We start from the raw sequence: 22,829 nt of genomic DNA on the forward strand, positions 1-22,829 counted from the left end.
GCTGGGGCATCGGCGGTGCGCGATCAGCGGTGGGCGGCAGCGAGGAAGAGCAGGTCCTCGGCGGTCGACCGGGGGCCGGCGCCGGGCTCCTCGTGGAAGTCCCGTATGCGGTGCGGCGGCCGGGACGGCTCGGTGAGGGCCGGGACGCGGCGGTTCTCCAGCACGGTGAGCGGGTCGATGCGCGGCGCGTCGGCGGCGCCGGGGAAGACGACACCCCCCTCGGCGAGCATCGGGATCTTGTCGATGTCGACGCCGAACTTCTTGTCCGTGAGGGGGATGGAGACGCTCAGCTCGTTGAGGCCGTCGATGATCCAGTTGGCGAAGGCGATGATGCCGTTGACCGGGCCCTTGACGACGCCGACGACGGCGCTCAGGGCGCCCTTGACGAGGTCGCCGATCCCGCGCAGCGCCCTGCTCACCGCGTCCTTGGCGGTACGGAAGAACCCGGGGATCTTGTCGGTGATGAAGGACAGGACCGGCTTGACGGCGCCCTTGATCCCGCCGAGGGTGCGGGAGGCGATGCCGCGCAGCGCCTGGGAGGCGGCGGTGACGGCGGTGCCGATCCTCTTGATGCCGTTGATCATGGCGCCGACGCCCTTCAGGGCGGCCTTGAAGAGGGTCAGATACGCCTTGGCGTAGGTGGCGACGGCCTTGCCGAGCACCTTCATGAGCGGCGAGAGGAACTTCCAGATCGCCTGGAAGGTCTTGAGGGCCGCCTGGAAGGCCTGCTTGAGGAACTTCTGGCCGGTCTGGGAGTTCACCGCGAGCTCGATGAGGTACGCGGCGACGGGCACCAGGATGCCGACGAGGAAGCCGATCGGGTTGGCGCGCATGGCGACATTGACGGCGGTCATCGCGACGGCGGCGACGGTCATGACGGTGCCGAAGGTGCCCATCAGCTTGGTGATGACGTCGGTGACGGGAAGCAGGGGCAGGAGGACGGCGAGGATCCCGCCCACGCCGGTGCCGAGCTTGCCGGCGGTCCGTCTCGCCTTGGCGGTGGCGCTGCCGAACTTCCTGATGCCGTTGGCCGGTCCCGGCCCGCTGAGCTTCCCGACCGCGGCGTTGGCGGACGCGGCGTTCTGGCCGAAGGTGCGCACGGACGGGGCCGCCGTCCTGGCGCCGCGGTCGAGCGCGTCGACCCCGGAGGCGGCGCGACGCACCGCGCTCAGGACCCGCTGCACCGACTCCGCGGCCTGCCGTGCCCCGCCGGTCAGGGCGCTGAAACCAGGTCCCGACCCGGCGAGCGGGTTGAGGGCCAGGGCACTCATCCGCGTGCCTTCGCCAGGTACATCAGCGCGTTCGCCGTCGACTGCGGGTCACTGCCCCGGGCCGCGTGGTAGTGCTCGATGTGCAGTGAGGCCCCCGTGCCGCCGCCCGCCTGCTTCTGCGCCGACAGACGGGCGCGCCGGGCGGTGAGGGCGAGGAGCCGGTCCAGCTTGGAGAGCGGGAGGACGGCCTCGGCCTCGCCGGCCTCGGCGAGGATCGCCGGGACACCGCCGTGGCGGGGCATGACGACACCACCGGTGGCGAGCATGGGGATGGTCGGGATGTTGACGCCGAAGGTCTTGCCGCCGACGAGCGGCACCCAGCCGGGAACGCTGACCTTGACGCGGTTCAGGCTGCCGATCATTCCGTTGATCAGGCCGATGACGGCGTTGATCGGGCCCTTCACGCCGTTCTTGATGCCGTTGAACGCCCGGGACGCGATGTCCTTCAGACCGTTCCAGATGGACGACATCTTGTCCTTCACGGCCCGGAAGGCGCTCGGGATCGCGGACTTGATCCAGTTCACCACCGGGGTGATGACGGCCTTGATGCCCTTCCAGACGGCACCGACGACCGTCTTGATCGCCTTCATGACCGTGGTGATGACCGTCTTCCAGATCTTCACGTAGGTCTTGATGACGGTGGCGACGGCCTTGACGACGGTGGAGATGGCCTTCTTGATGCCGTTCCAGACCGTCTTGATCAGCTGGCCGGCCTTCTTCATGATCGGGCCGATGGCCTTCATGACCGAGCTGATCACGGTCTTGATGGCGCTGAAGGCCTTCTTCATGACCGTCTGCATGGTCTTCGAGCGCGTCGCCATCTCGACGATCTTCTCGATGAGCGGCATGAAGAGTTCGAGCAGTCGGGCGAGGATGTTGCCCTTCATGGACTTGTTGAGCCTGTCCTGGCCCTTGGCGGCCTTGCCGGCGCCGGACTCGTACGTGCCCAGCTTCCTGCCGGCGGACTCGGCGGTCTGTCCGGCCTTCTTCATGGACCGCTCGGCCTGGTCCGAGGCGGTCTTGAGGTTCTTGAGCTCCCTGGCGGAGCCCTGGGCGGCGCTCTTGATGCCGTTGACACCCCGACCTGCCGACGTGGCACGCTGGCCGAGGGTCTGCGTGGCGCGTTCGGCGGTGGACGTGGCTGATCTGAACTGCTGAAGCGATCCGTTGGCGTTCTTCAGAGAACTGACGAGGGACATGACTGTCCACCTCTGTTCATGGATGGGATGGTGCGGGGGCGGAGGTCAGGACAGGGCCTGTGCGAGCAGGTCGACGCGGCGCTGCAGCAGCGTGACCTGGTCGGTCGCGCCCTGGAGCGCGGGGTTGGAGTCCATGTGCCGGATCTGCTGGCGAGTGGTGTTGCCCCCCGTGGTGAGCCGTCCGACCTTCTTCTCCAGCACTCCGATGCGCTTGTTGGAGCTCTGGATCTTCGTGTGCGCGCTGACGACCAGGTCCTGGAGACGCTGGATCGCGCGCTCGGGCGACTCGCGCTCACGCCGCCGGAGCTCCTGCTCGGAGAGCTTCCACAGGACGCCCCACCGGTTGCGCTCCCAGCCCTTTTTCTTGAACCAGGCCTCGATCGCCGGGTCGAAGTTGAGGAAGGGCATGATCTCGAACTTGAGGAGCGCGCCGCCGATCTGCGCGAACGCGGCGGCGGTCACGAGCGCCACGAACTCCGGCGACTTGATCGTGCCGAAGAGGCTGGTCTTGGTCGCCTCGGTGACGTGGGTCTTCGTCCAGCTCTGCGTGGCGAACTGGGCGTCGCCCGTGGTCGCGTTCAGGGCCCCTGCCCTGAAGTCCGCGGTCTTGGCGGTGCCGCTGAGGACGTACTTGTCACTTTTCGGATCGAGGGCCGTCTGCAGCTCTCCCACGTCCGCGGTCAGCTGCTCAAGGCTCTTCGCCATCGGGCCTCCTTCGGGTCTGAGCGCCTCTCGGCGCTCGCGGGCACACGACGAAGCCCCTGCCGGCAGGGCAGGGGCTTCGTCGTATGCGGTTCAGTGGGCGGCGCGAGTCGGGGGAGCGACCCCGGCGATCAGCCCGGCCTGCGCTCTCGCGTGGGCGGCCGGCCCGCGCGTGCGCGCCGCAGCGCGGCCAGCGTCGTCACGATCCCGGCGATCCCCATCGCGCAGGCGGCGATCCAGTGCCGGGTCTGCGTGCCCAGGACCAGGACCGAGGCGGCGCCGAACCCGAGGCCGGACGCGGGAAGCAGCAGGATCTTCCAGCCGGGGACGCGGCGATCGGCGAGGAACATGGCCGAGCCCAAGGCGATCAGGCCACCGGCGAACAGGGCGTACGTGTAGCGCTCGCCTCCGTCGGGAGGGCCGTAGCGCCCGCGGGCGTGCTCCTCGAGGCCCAGGTGGACGGATCCGCCGATGGCCCAGAAGAAAGCGCTGAACGCGATCACACCGAGAGCGGCGATCCACCACAGACTTCTCACGCGGGGATCCTACGGAGTACGGCGGGACTCGACCAGGGCGTCGCGCCAGCCCGCCGCGTAGGCGAGGGTCTCGCACCGGGTCACCTCGGCGTACAGCGTGCCGAGCAACGCTCTCTTGTCGAGGGCGACGGGTCCTTCGAGGAGCTGGCGGAGGCGGTCCTGGAGTGGGATGTACGGTCGCGATGCCTCGGCCTGCTGAGTCATGGACGCCTGCCTTCCGGTTGCTTGCCCGTGCGTGCGTGGCGGCGCCGCGAGGGAAGCGGGGGCACCACACGTTCGAACTACTGTGCGAACAGAGTGTGGAACACTTGTTCGGTGTTTGTCGAGCGAGAAAGAGCTGACGAGGTGTCTGCTTGTGCCAAAACATGACCGGTTGATGACGCAACGTTCGCGGAGAACGACCGGGTACGCTGGATACGCGCTCCGAGGACCGGACCACCCAGGGGCGCCAGGGGCGCGAGCGGCGCGAGGGGACCCCAGGGGGCGGAAGGCATACGAACGCATGGACAGCGAGCGGGGCGGTGGCCGCCGCGGACGGGTCGTGGACTGGTTCGAGACGAACCCCGACCTACCCCACCTGTTCGCCTGGGTCTCCGAGCTGGTCCACGTCCACGGGTACGCACCCGAAGACCTCGTCGTGATCGCCCGAGCCGAACTCGAACGGCGTGAGACCTCCGCCTTCACCGGGGGCTGGGCCGAAGCCATGTCGGAGGAACTCCCCCGGATACGCCGCGAGTACGAGAGGCGCGTCGCCGACGCCTACGCACAGGGCCAGCGTGACGCGCGTGGAGTCCGCCGCCCGCAGCGCCGCGCCGGCGACGGCGAGGACGGGGCCCGGGTCATCCCGCTCCCCTTCGCCCGGCTCCTCGAACCGCCCGCCGCCGTGATCCAGGCCGAGGAGCGCCTTCGCCGGGAACGCGAAATGTTCGAACGGCGCCCCGCCCAGCCGCCGTCGGCGGAGGAGGCGACCGCACGGGACGCCGATACCGACGCCGACTCCGATAGGGACGCCGGCGCCGAAGCGGACCGCGATCCCGGGCTCGAACACGCCGCCGCGCCCGCGGGCGACGACGAGCCGCCCCGCCCGCGCGCCGAGGAGTCCGACGCCGAAACGGACGTCCTGCTCACCGCCCAGGAGCTGCGGAACCGCAGGAGCGCCCAGCCGGTGCGGAAGGTCGTACGCGGCAAGGGCGGACGCCCCGTCGTGCCCCCGCTCGCCGGGGTCCCCGGACAGGCCGGGTCCGCCGCTGAGCGCCGTACCCCCGGACCCGACGAACGGGAAGCGCGCGGGCGCGGGGGGCGACGGCTGTCGGAGCGGGCCAGGGCTCTGGAGGAGGAGATGGTCGATCGGGGAGCACAGGAACCGCCCCCGGAGCCCGATTCCTGAGGGAAGCGGGCTCCGGGGGCCATGGGGGAAGCGGCATCAGCCGAAGAACCGGGCGAGGGCGACGGGGGAGACCGCCTCGGCCGTGTCCTCCTCCGTGGACTGCGCGTCCCGCTCTTCGCCGTCCGCGGCGCCCGGCCGCGGAACCGGCTTCGGAGCCTCGGGCGGATCGTCGTCCTCCCCGGTGTTGACACAGGCGAACATCCAGTTGGCGACGGCCAGATGGTCCACCGCCGCCGCGAGCAGATGGTCGCTGATCGACCACTCCGCGGCCTCGCCGTGCAGCTCCCGCTGCACGGCGCTGTCGAGCGGCAGGTGCTTGATCAGGGTCATGACCCGGCGGCTGGAGAGGTCGCCGCGGTGCCAGTCGAGGAGGTCGACGGAGTAATAGCGGAGGAAGTCCGCTTCAAGGGCCTCGGCGTGTTCGTCGACGAACTCGACGAGGCTCAGTCTTCCCCCAGGCCGAGCCCGGTCTCCTTGCCGTAGGCCTCCAGGATGGCGGCGATGTCCTGCATGGTGATGTCGTGCCGCTCGAACCGGGCGAACTGCTCCTCACCCATCAGGAGCGCGAGCAGCCCGTCCACGTCGTTGTCGTCGAGCTTGCGCAGACCCTTCGCGGTCGCGCGGCTGAGCTCGGTGGGCAGGGTGAAGGACTCGCCGTCCAGCTCGAAGGACCAGCTGCGGCCGTGGGCCTCCAGGCGCTGGGCGCGGGCGGCGTTGACGTCGAAACGGGCCATGGTGATGCGTACTCCTTGTTCGAGTGAGTGAAAGAGGAGAGGGGCGGGGCGGGACGGCGGAGGGCCGTCCCGCCCCGGGTCGAGCAGGATCAGACGGTGGTGGAGTACTGGCTGTCCTGCATCAGGAAGGTGGCCAGCGGCTTCCCGTCACCGCTCGACATGGCGGAGAAGGTGATGCCCAGGGTGGACGCCGCCTTACGGGCCAGCTTGATGTCGTCGGAGGCGGTGACCTGGCCACGCGGGATGATGAAGCGGTACTTGACCGTGGTGCTGGTACCGGTCGCCGGGTCGGCCTTGACGTCCGTGAACTCCAGGCCGAGGGCGCGCACGTCCGCGTACGGACGCTCGGCGATCTCGTACTTGTAGGTGTCGACCGCCGGGGCCGCCTCCGCCTTGACCTCGCCGCCGCCCATGAAGAACGGCAGCGTGGCCTCGTTGAACTGGAGCATCGAGAACTTCAGCGAGAGGTCACGGGCCGAGTAGATGTAGTGGACCGGGGAGACCGACTGCCACGAGTCGATGGCCTCCAGCTTGTCCTTCTTCGAGAAGGTGACGCCGTCGCCGGTGGTGAAGCCGAGGTCGGTCCAGTTGGCCCAGTCGGTGGCGGAGTTGCCACTGAAGGCGGGGGCGTTGGTGCCGACCTTGGCGACGTAGAGCTTGCCGGTGCCGGCGACGCGGATCTCTGCGGAGTTGTTTCCTGCCATGGTGGGTGTCTCCTTGTGAGGGGGTGAGGGCGCCGCCCGGGGGTCGTCCCCGGGTACGGCAAAGGCCCCGCCGGACGGCGAGGCCTGGTCTGTGGGGTGAGCGGTCCGTCCGGACTCCGAAGAGGTTCAGAAGACGGTCAGGGAGAGGCGGATCACGCACAGGTAGCGGTTGGCGCCTCGGTAGAGGTAGTCGGGCAGCCAGCGCGGCCCGTCCTGCTCCTCGACGTCCTGGACGAGGTTGCCGCCGATCTGCTTGCCGATGGTGGCGAGCAGTGCGCGCCGGGCCGCGTTGGCGAGGGTGTGGGCGGTTGTCTTGCTCGGCCCGTACACCTCGAACTCGATCAGCGGCATGTCGACGTGCAGATCACCGATCCAGGCACCGCCGCGCCGGTTCACGAGCACCGCGCTCTGGGTGCCGTCGAATCCGCTCGGCGGATGGACGGCGACGACGGCGCCGGCCAGGGCCGGGTCGGCCTTGAGGACGTCGACGACCAGCTTCTCGACGTCTGGGAAAGCACTCGGGGGAGTGGTCATGACGGTTCTCCTCGGAGGGGATGCGGGACGGGGCGCCGTCCGGGGCGCTCGACGCGGGGAAGGGGGAGGGGCGCGGAGCGCACCCGGACGGCGAACGGCGAAGCCGTGTCCCGGTGTGGGGCACAGCTCCGCCGCTGCACCAACTGTGACAGAGAGCGTGCGCGCACGCAACTAGTTCGGGAGGTGGGTGGGGGGGACGGCTCGGCGGCCAGGGGTACGGGCGGGGCCGGGGGGCGGTCGCGAGGCGCTCGGGTGGGCCCCGGCGCACGGGTTCCAGGGCGGGCCGGGGCCCCGGGCGTACGAAGAAACGCCCCGCGTCCTGGTGGACGCGGGGCGTTCGGGTCGGGCGGGGTGTTCGGGTCGGGCGGCGCTGCGGATCCGGGGTCACGCGCCCGCGGGGCGCGGGAGCCGGCGGCGGGCGAGGCGTTCGGCGGCGAAGACGTCCTCCAGGCGGAAGAGCTGTGCCCTGCCCGCCTTGCCGACGGCCTTCAGATGGCCCAGCTGGACCCACTTGCGGATCGTGGCCGGAGCGACCCCCGCCTCCTCGGCGGCGAGCGGGCCCGGGATCAGGGCGGGCAGCGGCAGGGACGTCAGCACGGGGTGTCCTCCATCGCCGCGGCGATCTCCTCGGTCGGCGTGCCCGAAGCGTCCGCCAGTTCGTCCCACCGCTCCTGCGGCCACAGGTGGCGGTACGACGGGTCGTCCCGGCAGCCGCACTCCTCGTCGGCGCAGGTGCACGCCGGGTTCACGCACAGCACCGCCCGCCGGTCCGGGAAGGCCCGCAGCGACACCGAGTCGCACCAGGGGCAGCGCCCCGACACCCGTACGACCGTCTCCGCGTCGCCGAGCGTGCGGGCGCACCGCCGGGCCATCCGGCGCAGCTCGTCGCGCATGTGACGGGCCAGGTCGGGGTGGGCCGCGACGTCGTCGAGGAGCGCGAACGTCCGCCGGAGCCGCTCGACGACCGGGGCGCGGCCGGGGCGGGGGAGGCCGAGCCGGGCGCGTACCGCCTCCTCCAGCTCCACCACGCCGTCGGTGATGTCGCGGATGGCGTCGGATACGTGCAGGCGGATCGGGGCGGCACCGTGACCGGGGACGGCCAGCCCGTGCCGCTGCTGCAGGAGCAGGGCCTCACGGCGCTCCTCGCGGATCAGCTCGTCGCGGCCGGAGTGGGGCGCGGTGGGCGCGGATCCGGCCGGGCCGCGGCGACCGGGTGCCAGTTCCTCGGTGAGCTCGGGGAACTGTCGTGCGAGGGAGGCGGTCCACAGCGTGATGTCACGGAGGACGAGCTCAACGGCGCGGTCAGCCACGACGACCGCTCCCGCCCGACGCGACGCTCGGCGTCACGGCCGGTGCGGCGCCCCGCGGCACCGTCGGCGTCGCCGCGACCGCCCTGGCCACGCGTGCGTCGTCCGCCGGGCGGCCGTTGCGCCACAGGCGGCCCGCGCAGACGCCGTCGAAGTAGCTCTCGGCGGGCGCCACCGCCGCCTCGCACTCGCGGCGGACCGGGCAGACGGCGCAGGCGCGGAGCGCCGGGGCCGCGTGCTGGGCGCGGCGGGCGAAGACGACGGAGGGGGACAGGCCGGCGCACGCGGCGGCGGCCTGCCAGGGGGAGGAGTCGGTGAGGAGCAAGGTGGTTCTCCACGGTCCGGGGCCACCAGCGCGTCCCAAGGGGCCGATGGGGCCCGTGGGACTCAGGAGGCCGACGAGTGCGGCGGCGAGCCAGAGTTACATGTTGCGTGCGAGCGCGCAACAACGTTCGTGAAGCACCTTCACCGGTTTGACACGGTTGCGCTGCCGAAACTACGTAATTCCTTGCGCGCAAGCACGCTAGAGTTGGCCGCCTGGAGGAGTGGAGTGAGGAGCGTTACATGACCACTCAAGGGCTGGACCGGTTCGCGGGCTGGGTCGAAGGGCTGATGCGCGAACGCGGGTACGACATCGACAGCCCGCGCGGCGGCGGGAAGTCCCGGATCGCGGACGAGGCCGGTGTGCATCGCGCTGCCGTGACCCGGCTGCTGCAACGGCAGAGCATGCCCGACCTGGAGACCATGCGCAGGATCGCCCCCCTGCTCGGGGTGTCCGTCCGCGACATGCTCATCCGGTCGGGGCGCGTGACACCGGAGGAGCTGCCGCTCGCGGAGGATCTCCTCCCGCCGAACGACTGGCAGCCGTCGATGGAGGACTTCGCCCGCTGGCTCGGGGTCCCCGACGAACGGCTCGGCGTCTTCACCAAGGTGGTGAACGAGTTCCTCGAGACCGACGGCGCGGACGCGGACGGCGGCGAGCAGACCGATCCCGGACGTGCCGCGAGGGAGTGAGCGGTGGCCCGCCGAGCGGGCCGCCGCCGGGAAGTGCCGGGAGGAGCCGGGGTGATGACGCCCCGGCTCCCGCGTGTCTCGGACGCCCGCGTTCCCCGAGGTCGGCCCGGGCTCAGGCCGGGCCCCGGTGCGCGCGGGCATTTGTTTTGACCGGAGTCCATGCGATAGGTACGCTCAGACCTTGTGCCTGGGGTGTGCCTGGGCTCGTGTGCGTGTCCTCAACCGCACCGCGAGTCCGAGTACGGCCACCGCAATCTGCGCTTTTTCGCCCTCGGCGGAGGTCCGCAGTATTCGACACACCCGACCGCGTGGGTCGGCGCAGTGTTTCAGGTTAGTTTTACGACGGCACACAGAAACCGGAGAAGTAGTGCCTACGATCCAGCAGCTGGTCCGGAAGGGCCGGCAGGACAAGGTCGAGAAGAACAAGACGCCCGCACTCGAGGGTTCCCCTCAGCGCCGCGGCGTCTGCACGCGTGTGTTCACGACCACCCCGAAGAAGCCGAACTCGGCCCTCCGTAAGGTCGCGCGTGTGCGTCTGACCTCCGGCATCGAGGTCACGGCCTACATCCCGGGTGAGGGTCACAACCTGCAGGAGCACTCGATCGTGCTCGTGCGCGGTGGCCGTGTGAAGGACCTGCCGGGTGTTCGTTACAAGATCATCCGCGGTTCCCTCGACACGCAGGGCGTCAAGAACCGTAAGCAGGCTCGCAGCCGCTACGGCGCCAAGAAGGAGAAGTAAGAATGCCTCGTAAGGGCCCCGCCCCGAAGCGCCCGGTCATCATCGACCCGGTCTACAGCTCTCCTCTTGTCACCTCGCTGATCAACAAGATCCTGCTGGACGGCAAGCGCTCCACCGCCGAGCGCATCGTCTACGGCGCCATGGAAGGCCTCCGCGAGAAGACCGGCAACGACCCGGTCATCACGCTGAAGCGCGCCCTCGAGAACGTGAAGCCGTCCCTCGAGGTCAAGTCCCGCCGTGTCGGTGGCGCCACCTACCAGGTGCCGATCGAGGTCAAGCCTGGTCGCGCCTCCACCCTCGCGCTCCGCTGGCTCGTGGGCTACTCCCGCGCCCGTCGCGAGAAGACCATGACCGAGCGCCTCATGAACGAGCTTCTCGACGCCTCCAACGGCCTCGGTGCTTCGGTCAAGAAGCGTGAGGACACGCACAAGATGGCCGAGTCCAACAAGGCCTTCGCGCACTACCGCTGGTAGTCGCAACCCACATCGAGACCGAGAGAAGACTGAGCCGATATGGCTACCACTTCGCTTGACCTGGCCAAGGTGCGCAACATCGGCATCATGGCCCACATCGACGCGGGCAAGACGACCACCACCGAGCGAATCCTGTTCTACACCGGTGTCTCCTACAAGATCGGTGAAGTCCACGACGGCGCTGCCACGATGGACTGGATGGAGCAGGAGCAGGAGCGCGGCATCACGATCACGTCCGCCGCGACGACCTGCCACTGGCCGCTCGAGGACGTCGACCACACCATCAACATCATCGACACCCCGGGCCACGTCGACTTCACCGTCGAGGTGGAGCGTTCGCTGCGCGTGCTCGACGGTGCCGTGACGGTGTTCGACGGCGTCGCCGGTGTCGAGCCCCAGTCCGAGACTGTCTGGCGTCAGGCGGACCGCTACGGCGTGCCGCGTATCTGCTTCGTCAACAAGCTCGACCGTACGGGCGCCGAGTTCCACCGCTGCGTCGACATGATCGTGGACCGCCTCGGCGCCGTCCCGATCGTCATGCAGCTCCCCATCGGTGCCGAGATGGACTTCCAGGGTGTCGTGGACCTCGTCCGCATGAAGGCCCTGGTCTGGTCCGCGGAAGCGACCAAGGGCGAGATGTACGACGTCGTCGACATCCCCGCCTCGCACACCGAGGCCGCTGAAGAGTGGCGCGGCAAGCTGGTCGAGACCGTCGCGGAGAACGACGAAGAGATCATGGAGCTCTTCCTCGAGGGCCAGGAGCCCACCGAGGAGCAGCTGTACGCCGCGATCCGTCGTATCACCATCGCGTCCGGCAAGGGTGGCGGCGAGAAGACGATCACCCCCGTCTTCTGTGGCACCGCGTTCAAGAACAAGGGTGTCCAGCCCCTGCTCGACGCGGTCGTGCGCTACCTCCCCTCCCCCCTGGACGTCGAGGCCATCGAGGGCCACGACGTCAAGGACGCCGAGGTCGTCGTCCGGCGCAAGCCCTCGGAGGAGGAGCCCCTTTCGGCGCTCGCCTTCAAGATCGCGAGCGACCCGCACCTCGGCAAGCTCACCTTCGTCCGGATCTACTCCGGTCGCCTGGAGGCCGGCACCTCGGTGCTGAACTCCGTCAAGGGCAAGAAGGAGCGCATCGGCAAGATCTACCGTATGCACGCGAACAAGCGTGAGGAGATCGACTCGGTGGGCGCCGGCGACATCGTCGCCGTCATGGGCCTCAAGCAGACCACCACCGGTGAGACGCTGTGCGACGAGAAGAACCCGGTCATCCTGGAGTCCATGGACTTCCCGGCGCCGGTCATTCAGGTCGCCATCGAGCCCAAGTCCAAGGGTGACCAGGAGAAGCTGGGTGTCGCCATCCAGCGTCTCGCGGAGGAGGACCCCTCCTTCCAGGTCCACTCGGACGAGGAGACCGGCCAGACCATCATCGGTGGTATGGGCGAGCTTCACCTCGACATCCTCGTCGACCGTATGCGTCGCGAGTTCAAGGTCGAGGCGAACGTCGGCAAGCCGCAGGTCGCGTACCGCGAGACGATCCGCAAGGCCGTCGAGCGCGTGGACTTCACCCACAAGAAGCAGACCGGTGGTACCGGTCAGTTCGCCAAGGTGCAGATCGCGATCGAGCCCATCGAGGGCGGTGACGCCTCGTACGAGTTCGTGAACAAGGTCACCGGTGGCCGCATCCCGAAGGAGTACATCCCTTCGGTCGACGCCGGTGCGCAGGAGGCCATGCAGTTCGGCATCCTGGCCGGCTACGAGATGACTGGCGTCCGCGTCATCCTTCTCGACGGTGCCTACCACGAGGTCGACTCCTCCGAGCTCGCCTTCAAGATCGCCGGTTCGCAGGCCTTCAAGGAGGCCGCGCGCAAGGCTTCCCCCGTCATCCTTGAGCCCATGATGGCCGTTGAGGTCGTCACGCCCGAGGACTACATGGGTGAGGTCATCGGTGACATCAACTCCCGCCGTGGTCAGATTCAGGCCATGGAGGAGCGCAGCGGCGCTCGCGTCGTGAAGGGCCTCGTGCCCCTTTCGGAGATGTTCGGCTACGTCGGAGACCTCCGCAGCAAGACCTCGGGTCGCGCAAGCTACTCGATGCAGTTCGACTCCTACGCCGAGGTTCCGCGGAACGTCGCCGAGGAGATCATCGCGAAGGCCAAGGGCGAGTAACTCTCCCGAGTTCACGCTTTAGGCTTGACCCAGTCGCCGGGGCTCCTCCCCGTAACCCGAGGAATCGGGCCCCGGCCACTGGCATTCCAGCAAAGATCACCTGGCGCCGATGAAGCAAGGCGTTCAGAACCACTCCAGGAGGAACCCCGTGGCGAAGGCGAAGTTCGAGCGGACTAAGCCGCACGTCAACATCGGCACCATTGGTCACATCGACCACGGTAAGACGACCCTCACGGCCGCCATTACCAAGGTGCTGCACGACGCGTACCCGGACCTGAACGAGGCCTCGGCCTTCGACCAGATCGACAAGGCTCCTGAGGAGCGCCAGCGCGGTATCACCATCTCCATCGCGCACGTCGAGTACCAGACCGAGTCGCGTCACTACGCCCACGTCGACTGCCCCGGTCACGCGGACTACATCAAGAACATGATCACGGGTGCGGCGCAGATGGACGGCGCCATCCTCGTGGTCGCGGCCACCGACGGCCCGATGCCGCAGACCAAGGAGCACGTGCTCCTGGCCCGCCAGGTCGGCGTTCCGTACATCGTCGTCGCCCTGAACAAGGCCGACATGGTGGACGACGAGGAGATCCTGGAGCTCGTCGAGCTCGAGGTGCGTGAGCTCCTCTCCGAGTACGAGTTCCCGGGCGACGACCTGCCGGTCGTCAAGGTCTCGGCGCTCAAGGCGCTCGAGGGCGACAAGGAGTGGGGCCAGTCGGTCCTGAACCTGATGGCCGCCGTCGACGAGGCGATCCCGCAGCCCGAGCGTGACGTCGACAAGCCGTTCCTGATGCCGATCGAGGACGTCTTCACGATCACCGGTCGTGGCACCGTCGTCACCGGCCGTATCGAGCGTGGTGTCCTGAAGGTCAACGAGACCGTCGACATCGTCGGTATCAAGCAGGAGAAGACCACCACCACGGTCACCGGCATCGAGATGTTCCGCAAGCTGCTCGACGAGGGCCAGGCCGGTGAGAACGTCGGTCTGCTCCTCCGTGGCATCAAGCGCGAGGATGTCGAGCGCGGCCAGGTCATCATCAAGCCCGGCTCGGTCACGCCGCACACCTCGTTCGAGGCCCAGGCGTACATCCTGTCGAAGGACGAGGGTGGCCGTCACACCCCGTTCTTCAACAACTACCGCCCGCAGTTCTACTTCCGTACCACGGACGTGACCGGCGTCGTGACCCTCCCCGAGGGCACCGAGATGGTCATGCCGGGCGACAACACCTCCATGACCGTCGAGCTGATCCAGCCCGTCGCCATGGAGGAGGGCCTGAAGTTCGCCATCCGTGAGGGTGGCCGGACCGTGGGCGCCGGCCAGGTCGTCAAGATCAACAAGTAATTGTCGATCGTCTGACCTGTGCCGCTCCTGACGGAGCGTCAAACGAGGGCCCCGCACCGCTTCGGCGGCGCGGGGCCCTTCGTTTTACCCCCTGATGGCAGAAGCAAACCTGACTGCATGTAGCATGCGCCGGTCAGTTGTGTCATGACCATTAGGGGTGGAGACAACTTGAGATCGGGACGTCGAGCACGTCGTACGACTGCGGCGCGCGTGCGCCGTACGGCGATCGGTACCGCCATCGGTGTCGTAGCGGTACTGGGCTTCCAGGCCGCCGCGAACGGTGCGGTATTCGGGACCGAGGGAAACCGTGAGGCAGCGGACGAGCCGGGGCTGTACAGCGCCCAGGCCGGCGGAAACGCTTCTGCCGAGAGCGAGCTGCACAAGCTCGCGCTGACCGACAAGGGCAAGGGCGAGGCCGTCCTCACGCAGCGGACCACCCAGCCGTTCGGCCTCCTCGGCGTCTCCTGGACGGACCCCGCCCAGAAGGTCAAGGGCACGATCGAGGCGCGCACCCGCAGCGTCGAGACCGGTGAGTGGTCCGACTGGATCGAGCTGGAGCCGCTCCCGTCCGGCCTGGACGGCTACCGCCCGGGCGCGCCCGGATCCACCGAGCCCGTATGGGTCGGTGCCTCCGACGGCGCCGAGGTCCGGGTGAGCGACGGAGCCGCGCTGGGCAAACTGCCCGCCGGACTTCAGCTCAACATGGTCGACCCGGGCGGAGCGGGAGCCGAGGCGAAGGAGAACGGCGAGCTGAACGCCGAGCCGGCCGCTTTCGTGGCCGCCGACGAGCCGCCGACGACGCCGCCGAGCGTGCCGGGGCCCGCGTCGACGGCGCCGCAGCCGAAAATCATCACCCGCGCCGAGTGGGGCGGAGCCGCGATCGAGGAGAAGACCCCCGAGCCGGCCCAGTACCTGATCGGCGGCAAGATCAAGGCCGCGTTCGTGCACCACACCACGAGCGCCGAGTACGAGTGCTCGGCCTCGGCCAGCGTCGTCCGGAGCATCCTCGACTACCACGTCGACGTCCAGAAGTGGCGCGACATCGGCTACAACTTCCTCGTCGACAAGTGCGGGACGGTCTTCGAGGGCCGCAAGGGCGGCGTCGACCAGCCGGTGCTCGGTGCCCACACCTTCGGCTGGAACGCCGAGTCCACCAGCGTCGCGATCATCGGTGACTACACGGACCAGGCCGCCTCGAACGCCGCGCTGGTCTCGTCCTCGCGCGTGGCCGCGTACAAGCTCGGCCAGTACGGCGTCGACCCGGGCGGCAAGGCCATGCTGACCGCGGGCGCCACCCAGAAGAACTACTTCGGCACCTCGTTCACCCAGGGCACGGCGTACAGCTTCGACGCGATCTCCGGTCACCGCAACGGCTACAACACCCAGTGCCCGGGGAACATGCTCTACCCCCAGCTGCCCACCATCCGCAGCTACGCCACCGGCACCGTCGCCAACCTGAAGATCGACTCCGTGGGTGGCGGCGCGACCGTCGCCGGCAGTGGGTACGAGACGCCCGGGCCGCTGACGCTCAACTGGTCCTCGACCACGCCGGCCAACCTCGTCCACCGCTTCGAGCTGCTGGTCGACGGCCAGATGGTCAAGTGGGTCACCGGCGGCACGCGGAGCACGTCGACGACGCTCACGGGCTACGGCGCCCACCAGGTCGCCATCCGGGGCATCCACACCTCCGGCAAGACGACCACCACCCCGGCGATCACCGTGACCGTCCCCGGTCCCAAGACGTTCAAGCCCGTCACGCCGACCCGGCTGATGGACACGCGATCCGGTCTCGGCGTGGCCAAGGCCAAGGTCGGTCCCGGCGGCGTCGTGACGCTCCAGGTGACCGGCGCCAACGGCATACCGGCCACGGGCGTGGGCGCGGTCGTGCTGAACGTGACGGCGACCAACCCGACGGCCGGCAGCTTCGTGTCGGTGTACCCGAACGGTACGACCCGTACGAGCGCGTCGAACCTGAACTTCACCGCCGGCACGACGATCCCCAACCTGGTGACCGTCCCGGTCGTGAACGGCAAGGTCAGCTTCTACAACCACGCCGGCACCGTCGATCTGCTCGCGGACATCACCGGCTACTACACCACCGACACCACCGGCTCCACGCACGCCAACCACGGCCCGCTGCGGCTGATGGACACGCGGTCCGGCCTCGGGGTGCGGCAGGGCAAGGTCGGTCCCGGCGGCGTCGTGACCCTTCCGGTCGCGGGCGTCCAGGGCGTTCCGGAGACCGGCGTCACCGCCGTGGTCCTGAACGTCACGGCGACCGCGCCGACCGCGGGGAGCTTCGTGTCGGTGTACCCGAACGGTACGACCCGTACGAGCGCGTCGAACCTGAACTTCACCGCCGGTCAGACGATCCCGAACCTGGTCGTCGTCCCGGTCGTGAACGGCAAGGTGGACTTCTACAACCGCGCCGGCTCCGTCGACCTGATCGCCGACATCACCGGCTACTTCACCGCCGGGCAGGAGGGCGCGTCCCACATCAACCTGGGCCCGAAGCGGCTGATGGACACGCGTTCCGGTCTCGGGGTGCCGAAGGCCAAGGTCGGTCCCGGCGGCGTCGTGACCCTCCCGGTCGCGGGTGTCGAGGGCGTTCCCGCCTCCGGCGTCACCGCCGTGGTCCTGAACGTGACGGCGACGAACCCGACCGCGGGCAGCTTCGTGTCGGTCTACCCGGACGGTACGACCCGTACGAGCGCGTCGAACCTGAACTTCACCGCCGGTCAGACGATCCCGAACCTGGTCGTCGTCCCGGTCGTGAACGGCAAGGTCAGCTTCTACAACAAGTCGGGTTCGGTGGACCTGCTCGCCGACATCACCGGCTACTTCATCAAGTGAAGCGAGTGACAGCGGTGACCTGAGCGCCTCGCCGCCGGGTCCGGGCCCGTCTCCCTCATCGAGGGGGGCGGGCCCTTTCCGTCGGCCGCCACAGCCACGGGTGGCCGTCGGCGCCGAGGCCGGCGGCGGCCGCTCCGTGGAGCGCGGCGTTCCCGACGGCGGCGACCCCCTGCGTACGGGTGTGCGTGCGCGCGCCCCTGCGCAGCCGCATACGCCCGCGCAGGTCCCGGCCGAGGAGCACCGTCTCGCCGTCGACGAGCCGGGCGGTGACGGCGCCGTATCCGTCGAAGGACGCGTCCTGCCCGGCCCTGAGCAGGGCGGCGGCCGCCGGTTCGCGGTAGTACACGTCGACGCCGCCGCTGCCGGGGACGGCGGCGACGGGGTCGCCGGCGAGGGGCAGCGGATCGGCGAGCGCGCCGTCGATCCAGTGCGCGACCGACTCCCGGCCCGCCGCCAGGAGGTGGACGTGCCCGGCAGCGTCGACCAGGGCGGTCAGCCCGTCCTGCACCTCCGCCTCGCCGTCCAGGGGCTGCCAGGGGCTCCAGGCGCCGGAGGTGTCCCGTACCCGCGTCGACACACCCTTGTCGGCGTTGCGTACGAAGAGATGGACCCGGCCGTCGGGGGCCGTCACGGCCACCGGCACACCGATGCGGCGGCCGCGGTCGTCGCCGCGCTCGGGATTGCCCAGGCCGCGCCAGGCGAGGAAGGGGCCGCCCGGGGAGCGCTGCTCCAGGAGCACGACCTCCCGTCTGTTCGGGCCGCCGTGGCCGCCGAGCGCGGCGAAGCGCACCCCCAGGAGCAGCAGCCGCCCGTCGGGGAGCACGGCCGAGCCCAGCTCCGGCACGAGCGGCCCGCCGCCGAGGTCCTCCGGCTCGCCCCAGAGGCCGGAGCCCTTCTCCGTCTCACGCCAGCGGACCGCCCGCAGCCCGAGCACTCCATGGGCGACGAGCCGCCCGTCGGGCTCCGCGACGAGGGCGGGGCCGGCTCCGGGCCAGCGGTGGTGCGTGGAGCGCACCCAGCCCTTCTTGTTGGCGAGGGGCCGCTCGCCGCCGACGCCGTAGTCGCCGCAGCCGGAGGGGTCGCCGCACTGCCAGGAGGGATCGCCGCCGTACGGGACGAGATGCGCGGCCTTCTCCCGCAGGACCTGCGGGGGGAGGTTCTTGGGCCAGTGGCGGTTGTAGTAGCCGCGGAAGGCGTGCGCCGTGAACGCCGGTACGGCCGCGCCGTCCCGCGCGGACTCGGCGACCCAGCGGATCAGCGCGGCCCAGGAGAAGCAGGCGACGGCGGTGTGGTCGCCGTGGTCGGAGTAGCCGGGCTGCTCGCTGTCCCGCTTGCGCGTCGCCTCGTCGCTCAGCTGGATGTCCGGGTCCGGGTCGAGGGTCTGGACGACCGTCGGCCGGTACCGCTCCAGGAGGCCGACGAGGACGTCGATCAGCTGGTCGTGGTCGTAGGTGTCCGAGCGGCCGACGGGGGAGCCGGCGGAGAGGTGGGTCCTCAGTTCGAGGGCCCGGTCGTGCCACAGCGCGGGCAGGGCCATGTACCGCCGGGAGCTGTGCATGGGCAGGTTGAGGTAGATCAGCTCGACCCGGCGACCGCCATGGGTGAGCGTGTTGATCTCGGCCCGTCGTCCGCCGCGCAGGGTGATGACGTCCTTCTGCCAGGGGGTGAACCGGTTGAGGCCGACGGCCTCCGCGTACGCCTGGCGCAGGCCCTGGTGACGGGCGGCGGAGTAGGCGGACTTGTCCGGGGCGGTCTCCGGCATGCCCTTGATCCAGTTCCTGCCGGTGTGCTCGCCCGCGGTGACGTACACGGAGGCGAGGGGGACACCGGCGTCGAGCATGCGCTGGGTGTCCGGGTTCATGAAGTACAGGTCGTCGTCCGGGTGCGCGGCGAACTGCACGAGCTGTGCGCGGCGCGAGCCGGCGATCGCCATCCCGGGCGCGGGATCGGCGGTCGGGCCGGTGCGGCGGGGCGCGGGCACGGAGCACCCGGCGAGGGCGGCCACCGCGACGGCGGCCGCGAGCATGCTGCGCCGCCGGGGCCGGAAGGCCCCGGAGACGGCTATGTCGTCCACTGGTGGAGGTTCCCCCGCGCTGCGTAGCGGTCCCTGAGCGCCTTGGTAGACGGATTTCCGGTACCGGAGGTTGTGCGATGAGTCGCAAGTGTGTCCGAGGAATTCATTCGGTGTCGGGCGCGGACCATCGCAGCTCGCCCGTTCCGAGCCGCAGCCTCGCCCGGACGCGCATCGGTCCGTCGCCCCGGCGGGAGAGCAGGACGAGCTCGGTGACCCGCGCCGTCACCGCTCCCAGCAGGGCGTCGGCCTTCGACGCGAGAGCGTGCGGGTCGCGGGTGCGGCCGAGGGAGAGGTGCGGGGTGAAGCCCCCGCCCCGGTGGGCTCCGCAGCGAGGGAAGCGGGCCTCCAGGGCCTCCCGCAGCCGGGCCCACGGCTCCTCGCCGGCCGCCGCCGGATCGAGCCAGACAGTGGCGTCCTCACGGTGGCCGAACCAGTGCACGCCCTCCAGCCGGGCCTTGAACGCCGGCACCTCGGCCACCGCCGCGGCGGCGAGCGGGGCCGCCCGCGCGAAGTCCTCCTCGGGTACGAAGCCGAAGAGCACGTTGACGTGCGGCGGCCAGCGGTGGATCTGGCGGTCTGCTCGCGGCGGATGTGCTGGATCGGGGGCCACAGCTCGGACGGCGGGACCCAGGCCACGGCCGTACGGTTCGTCGGCGCGACCGCCAGGACCTCCCGGGAGCCCGCCGGCTCGGTGGCCCGCGGCGCCAGAAGCCCGTCGAGCCGGTCGATCCCTGTCGCCCGGTCCCAGACGACCCGCCCGTCGGCCTCGAAGAAGACCACCCGGTGCCAGGGGATCTCGCCACCGGGCACGAAGTCGACCAGCGGCATCCGCTGGGGCCCGGCACCGCGCTCGGCGATCCCCATCACGAAGCGCTCGGGATCGAAGCGGGGGTCCCACAGCACCCGGTGGTAGATCTCGTCACTGGTGTGCACGTCGGGCGGGTGCCCTGGGTGGGGCGTCTCAGTCGGCGGCCGAGGCTGTTGCGCGGTGGCGCGGCAGGTCCTGGGTCGGGATCGAGTCCTGTGTTGAGGTCGCCACCACCCCTGCCACGATCCACGACCGCGACTCCAAGGTCACCGAAGGCCCCGCCGCACCTTCGCCCCCGCCGCCTGGGCGGCTTCGTCTCGTACGCCCCCCGAGGGCTGAGTTCCCCCGATCTCGGAAAGATCAACGAACCCGGCCTGCCCGCGCCTTCCGCCACGCCCCGTGAAACCCTCCTGACCGCGAGCACGGTCAGGGGTGGGGAACATGAGTGAGAAGGACCCGTCGGTCTCCGACGAGGAATGGGCCGCGTTCGTCGAGGCGGCGAGGATGGACGGGGTCGGTTCCGACGTCGTCCCGGAGGCCCGCCGGCGGCGGCCTCGGCGGCCGAAGCGGCACGAGCCCGAGGGGTGGCGGACCGGGCCGGCCTGGCGGGAGATGAACGGACGGGGCAGGGCGCGGCGCCAGTTCAAGGGTGCCGTCGGGATCACCCTGGCCGCCGGCCTCCTGCTGATCGCCCTGCGCCCGGACCTCGTCACGGACCGGTTGCCCGAGGGGCTCGGCGGCCCGGGCGCGACCACCCCCCTGTCCGCGGAGACCGCACGTCCGAGCGCGGCGCCGTCCCAGGAGATCCTCCCGGACCGTCCGACGCTGAAGGAACCGTTCAAGGGATCGCCGGCTCTCCGGTGGGCGGACGGGGCCGCGGGGATCGAGGTGCCCCGGGCCCAGGCCGTCGGAGGGATGTCCGAGGAGGAGGTCGCCGGCGCGCTCGACTCGGTCAGACGGTTCCTCGTCGCCGCGAACCTGGACCGGGCCACGCTGCGCGGGGAACGGCCGACCGACGCGATCGCACTGCTCGATCCCCTGCAGAAGGACGTCCGTCCGCGCATCGACCGGTGGCTCGCGAAGCCGGGCCGGGACAACGACCCGCTGTGGCTGTTCAGCCGGTTCGACCCGGCCGAGGCGCGTCTCGCCGGTGACGTCGTCAAGACGCGCGGGCGGATGACCTTCGAGGCGGGTGAGCGGAGCGGCGAGGTTCAGGTGCACGCCGACTACACCTTCGTCTATCCGCTGGTGAAGACCCGCCCCGGCTTCGACGAGGTTGCCCGTACCGTCGTACGGCGCCAGATGACCTTCGCTCTCTACGACCCGGCCGAAGTCGTGGCGACGCGAGGCATGTTGGCCGTGCTGCGGATGGACGAGTCCGCCGGGAACAGCGACTGCGCCAGGGACGGGGACGGCTTCCTGCATCCCCAGTTCAGCGAGGACCTGATCAGCGCGGCGCCCCCCGGCGGGCCGGAGATCGATCCGTACGACCGCAGCAAGGACCTCGGAGATCTCCCGAAGAAGTGCGGCACGGTCACCCGTACCTGACGCGTTCCGCACCGTCCCGCTGCGTCGGGCGACCGGCGGCGGGTGGGGAGCGTGTCGCACCCCAGGTTTGATCTCCGTCACGCCCGGGGTACTCTCTTCGGCCCGATTGGCCACGGACGCGTCACGTGTGGCAGACTGTCGGGGTTGCTCGGTTGAGTGCCGATGCTGCGCGCCTCCCGCCGGGAGGACCGGAAGCGAGTCCCACAGTACTCGTCGCCTCTTCTCAGGGGCGGACGTACGGGAATCTTCCGGGAAGCGTGGGCGGGGCGCCGACCAGGCACCCGGTGGGTGTTTCGCCCCCGGCTTCGCGGGTTTGCAGGGCCCGCACCCCCTTGGTTGGGAAATCCTTCGGGAGATCTTCGTAGAGGGAGTGCGACACGCCCGACCGCGTGGGTCGGAGGTGGAGTCAGGAGAACCCCCGGGTTCCAGAGCGTTACGAGAGACAGGACTACTGAGTAGCCATGGCGGGACAGAAGATCCGCATCCGGCTCAAGGCCTACGACCACGAGGTCATCGACTCCTCGGCGAAGAAGATCGTCGAGACGGTGACGCGCACTGGTGCGTCGGTCGCGGGCCCGGTGCCGCTGCCCACTGAGAAGAACGTGTACTGCGTCATCAAGTCGCCGCACAAGTACAAGGACTCGCGCGAGCACTTCGAGATGCGCACGCACAAGCGCCTCATCGACATCCTCGACCCCACGCCGAAGACGGTTGACTCGCTCATGCGCCTCGACCTGCCGGCGGGCGTCGACATCGAGATCAAGCTCTGAGGTGACGCGCGAGATGGCTAAGAACATCAAGGGCATCCTGGGCGAGAAGCTCGGCATGACGCAGGTCTGGGACGAGAACAACCGGGTCGTCCCGGTGACCGTCGTCAAGGCCGGTCCGAATGTCGTGACCCAGGTGCGTACGAACGACACCGACGGCTACGAGTCGGTCCAGATCGCCTTCGGCGAGATCGACCCTCGCAAGGTGAACAAGCCCCTCAAGGGTCACTTCGCCAAGGCCGACGTCACCCCGCGCCGCCACCTGGTGGAGCTCCGCACCGCTGACGCCTCCGAGTACACGCTCGGCCAGGAGATCACCGCCGAGCTCTTCGAGGCCGGCGTGAAGGTCGACGTCACCGGCAAGAGCAAGGGCAAGGGCTTCGCCGGTGTCATGAAGCGCCACAACTTCCGTGGTGGCAAGGCGTCTCACGGTGCCCACCGCGTGCACCGCAAGCCTGGTTCCATCGGTGGTTGTGCCACCCCCGGCCGTGTCTTCAAGGGCATGCGCATGGCGGGTCGCATGGGCAACGAGCGGGTCACCACCCAGAACCTGACCGTCCACGCCGTTGACGCCGAGAAGGGTCTGCTGCTCATCAAGGGCGCCGTCCCCGGCCCGAACGGTGGCCTCGTCCTGGTCCGCACCGCGGCCAAGGGGGTTTGAGGAACCG

The 22,829-nt window shown here is 69.9% G+C and carries 24 protein-coding genes and 1 pseudogene; 10 read left to right on the plus strand and 15 right to left on the minus strand.

The window, feature by feature from the left end; translation table 11 throughout:
• Nucleotides 1-23: 23 nt before the first annotated feature.
• The 5 genes from ACWDX6_RS16475 to ACWDX6_RS16495 all read right to left on the minus strand — a co-directional run bounded on the left by ACWDX6_RS16475 (nt 24) and on the right by ACWDX6_RS16495 (nt 3,912).
• Nucleotides 24-1,271, minus strand: coding sequence for a tape-measure protein (locus ACWDX6_RS16475; protein ID WP_451485626.1), 1,248 nt, complete (start codon nt 1,269-1,271; stop codon nt 24-26).
• Nucleotides 1,268-2,470, minus strand: a complete 1,203-nt coding sequence (locus tag ACWDX6_RS16480) for a phage tail protein (protein ID WP_451485627.1) — start codon at nt 2,468-2,470, stop codon at nt 1,268-1,270. Before ACWDX6_RS16480 ends, ACWDX6_RS16475 begins: the two co-directional genes overlap by 4 nt.
• A gap of 45 nt (nt 2,471-2,515) precedes the next feature.
• Nucleotides 2,516-3,175, minus strand: a complete 660-nt coding sequence (locus ACWDX6_RS16485; RefSeq protein ID WP_451485628.1) for a hypothetical protein — start codon at nt 3,173-3,175, stop codon at nt 2,516-2,518.
• A gap of 128 nt (nt 3,176-3,303) precedes the next feature.
• Complete coding sequence (locus ACWDX6_RS16490) at nt 3,304-3,708, minus strand: hypothetical protein (RefSeq protein ID WP_451485629.1); 405 nt, start codon at nt 3,706-3,708, stop codon at nt 3,304-3,306.
• A gap of 9 nt (nt 3,709-3,717) precedes the next feature.
• Nucleotides 3,718-3,912: a hypothetical protein gene (locus ACWDX6_RS16495; protein ID WP_451485630.1), complete on the minus strand. Its 195-nt coding sequence runs from the start codon at nt 3,910-3,912 to the stop codon at nt 3,718-3,720.
• 298 nt (nt 3,913-4,210) lie between these two features.
• Between ACWDX6_RS16495 and ACWDX6_RS16500 the strand changes: the two genes are divergently transcribed.
• Nucleotides 4,211-5,095 (plus strand): hypothetical protein, encoded by an 885-nt coding sequence (locus ACWDX6_RS16500; protein WP_451485631.1) that lies wholly within the window; start codon nt 4,211-4,213, stop codon nt 5,093-5,095.
• Nucleotides 5,096-5,131: 36 nt separating this feature from the next.
• Here the strand turns inward: ACWDX6_RS16500 and ACWDX6_RS16505 are convergent, their stop codons facing one another.
• The 7 genes from ACWDX6_RS16505 to ACWDX6_RS16535 all read right to left on the minus strand — a co-directional run bounded on the left by ACWDX6_RS16505 (nt 5,132) and on the right by ACWDX6_RS16535 (nt 8,699).
• Nucleotides 5,132-5,425 carry a hypothetical protein gene (locus tag ACWDX6_RS16505; RefSeq protein WP_451485632.1) on the minus strand — a complete coding sequence of 98 codons (294 nt, stop codon included), beginning with the start codon at nt 5,423-5,425 and terminating at the stop codon, nt 5,132-5,134.
• Between the two features lie 113 nt (nt 5,426-5,538).
• The gene (locus tag ACWDX6_RS16510; RefSeq protein ID WP_451485633.1) at nt 5,539-5,829 is read right to left on the minus strand and encodes a hypothetical protein; all 291 of its coding nucleotides are present in this window, start codon (nt 5,827-5,829) and stop codon (nt 5,539-5,541) included.
• An 89-nt stretch (nt 5,830-5,918) separates the two neighbouring features.
• Nucleotides 5,919-6,533: a phage tail tube protein gene (locus ACWDX6_RS16515; RefSeq protein WP_451485634.1), complete on the minus strand. Its 615-nt coding sequence runs from the start codon at nt 6,531-6,533 to the stop codon at nt 5,919-5,921.
• Between the two features lie 126 nt (nt 6,534-6,659).
• The gene (locus ACWDX6_RS16520) at nt 6,660-7,067 is read right to left on the minus strand and encodes a hypothetical protein (protein ID WP_451485635.1); all 408 of its coding nucleotides are present in this window, start codon (nt 7,065-7,067) and stop codon (nt 6,660-6,662) included.
• Nucleotides 7,068-7,451: 384 nt separating this feature from the next.
• Entirely contained in the window at nt 7,452-7,664 is a 213-nt protein-coding gene (locus tag ACWDX6_RS16525; protein ID WP_451485636.1) for a hypothetical protein, read from the minus strand.
• Nucleotides 7,658-8,377, minus strand: coding sequence for a hypothetical protein (locus ACWDX6_RS16530; protein WP_451485637.1), 720 nt, complete (start codon nt 8,375-8,377; stop codon nt 7,658-7,660). The genes ACWDX6_RS16525 and ACWDX6_RS16530 overlap by 7 nt, the downstream gene beginning before the upstream one ends.
• Nucleotides 8,370-8,699 carry a WhiB family transcriptional regulator gene (locus ACWDX6_RS16535; protein WP_451485638.1) on the minus strand — a complete coding sequence of 110 codons (330 nt, stop codon included), beginning with the start codon at nt 8,697-8,699 and terminating at the stop codon, nt 8,370-8,372. Before ACWDX6_RS16535 ends, ACWDX6_RS16530 begins: the two co-directional genes overlap by 8 nt.
• Before the next feature lie 239 nt (nt 8,700-8,938).
• Here ACWDX6_RS16535 and ACWDX6_RS16540 point away from each other — a divergent pair, with 239 nt between their 5' ends.
• From ACWDX6_RS16540 to ACWDX6_RS16565, 6 genes are all read left to right on the plus strand, one after another.
• Nucleotides 8,939-9,388, plus strand: coding sequence for a helix-turn-helix domain-containing protein (locus ACWDX6_RS16540; protein WP_451485639.1), 450 nt, complete (start codon nt 8,939-8,941; stop codon nt 9,386-9,388).
• 367 nt (nt 9,389-9,755) lie between these two features.
• Nucleotides 9,756-10,127 (plus strand): 30S ribosomal protein S12, encoded by a 372-nt coding sequence (gene rpsL, locus ACWDX6_RS16545; protein ID WP_003948652.1) that lies wholly within the window; start codon nt 9,756-9,758, stop codon nt 10,125-10,127.
• Between the two features lie 2 nt (nt 10,128-10,129).
• Nucleotides 10,130-10,600, plus strand: a complete 471-nt coding sequence (gene rpsG / locus ACWDX6_RS16550) for a 30S ribosomal protein S7 (protein WP_003966970.1) — start codon at nt 10,130-10,132, stop codon at nt 10,598-10,600.
• Between the two features lie 39 nt (nt 10,601-10,639).
• A complete protein-coding gene (gene fusA / locus ACWDX6_RS16555; RefSeq protein WP_403287899.1) occupies nt 10,640-12,769 on the plus strand; it encodes an elongation factor G in 2,130 nt (709 codons plus the stop codon).
• Nucleotides 12,770-12,917: 148 nt separating this feature from the next.
• Nucleotides 12,918-14,111: an elongation factor Tu gene (gene tuf / locus ACWDX6_RS16560; RefSeq protein ID WP_451485640.1), complete on the plus strand. Its 1,194-nt coding sequence runs from the start codon at nt 12,918-12,920 to the stop codon at nt 14,109-14,111.
• Nucleotides 14,112-14,321: 210 nt separating this feature from the next.
• Nucleotides 14,322-16,964, plus strand: coding sequence for a peptidoglycan recognition protein family protein (locus tag ACWDX6_RS16565; protein WP_451485641.1), 2,643 nt, complete (start codon nt 14,322-14,324; stop codon nt 16,962-16,964).
• A gap of 55 nt (nt 16,965-17,019) precedes the next feature.
• On the opposite strand, the gene ACWDX6_RS16570 is transcribed toward ACWDX6_RS16565, so the two are convergent.
• The 3 genes and pseudogenes from ACWDX6_RS16570 to ACWDX6_RS16580 form a co-directional block, all read right to left on the minus strand.
• The gene (locus tag ACWDX6_RS16570; protein WP_451485685.1) at nt 17,020-18,990 is read right to left on the minus strand and encodes a PIG-L family deacetylase; all 1,971 of its coding nucleotides are present in this window, start codon (nt 18,988-18,990) and stop codon (nt 17,020-17,022) included.
• A 151-nt stretch (nt 18,991-19,141) separates the two neighbouring features.
• Complete coding sequence (locus ACWDX6_RS16575) at nt 19,142-19,648, minus strand: 2'-5' RNA ligase family protein (RefSeq protein ID WP_451485642.1); 507 nt, start codon at nt 19,646-19,648, stop codon at nt 19,142-19,144.
• 188 nt (nt 19,649-19,836) lie between these two features.
• Nucleotides 19,837-19,971, minus strand: a pseudogene (locus ACWDX6_RS16580) (DUF504 domain-containing protein); the annotation flags it as partial.
• A 316-nt stretch (nt 19,972-20,287) separates the two neighbouring features.
• Between ACWDX6_RS16580 and ACWDX6_RS16585 the strand changes: the two are divergent.
• The 3 genes from ACWDX6_RS16585 (at nt 20,288) to rplC (ending at nt 22,822) form a co-directional block, all read left to right on the plus strand.
• Nucleotides 20,288-21,394, plus strand: coding sequence for a hypothetical protein (locus ACWDX6_RS16585; RefSeq protein WP_451485643.1), 1,107 nt, complete (start codon nt 20,288-20,290; stop codon nt 21,392-21,394).
• Nucleotides 21,395-21,855: 461 nt separating this feature from the next.
• Nucleotides 21,856-22,164, plus strand: coding sequence for a 30S ribosomal protein S10 (rpsJ, locus tag ACWDX6_RS16590; protein ID WP_003948644.1), 309 nt, complete (start codon nt 21,856-21,858; stop codon nt 22,162-22,164).
• A 13-nt stretch (nt 22,165-22,177) separates the two neighbouring features.
• On the plus strand, nt 22,178-22,822 hold the full coding sequence (gene rplC / locus ACWDX6_RS16595) for a 50S ribosomal protein L3 (protein WP_388687950.1): 645 nt from the start codon (nt 22,178-22,180) through the stop codon (nt 22,820-22,822).
• Nucleotides 22,823-22,829 lie beyond the last annotated feature (7 nt).

Source organism: Streptomyces sp. NPDC003027 (genome assembly GCF_053591435.1).